1 protein-coding gene is annotated in these 260 nt (G+C 36.2%); it reads left to right on the plus strand.

All coding sequences use genetic code 11. From position 1 onward, the window contains the following. Window positions 1-260: hypothetical protein (locus ETC27_RS18105; protein WP_205742787.1), on the plus strand; the 260-nt coding region annotated here is incomplete at both ends.

Here is a 260-nt window from a genome sequence, read left to right on the forward strand (position 1 = left end):
ACAGTTGAGCTAAAGGATAAATATGCTATTTCTGTCGGAAGGGCATATAAAATTATAAATTATTTGGCCCAGATTGAGGCATATACCAAAGATATCGTGTTGACGCTGAATGTTTACGATTACTCGGAGGAGGAAGAGGACAAGGAAAAAAATGAATTGGCCATTAAGCTAGTCATGGAGTCTAACGTACCATTAATAGAGAGGATGCTAGATCAAGTTTTTACATTCCTTAAAGATAAACAACATCAGGAAGAAGAAAC

This window comes from Onishia niordana (genome assembly GCF_004798965.1).
Lineage (GTDB): Bacteria > Pseudomonadota > Gammaproteobacteria > Pseudomonadales > Halomonadaceae > Onishia > Onishia niordana.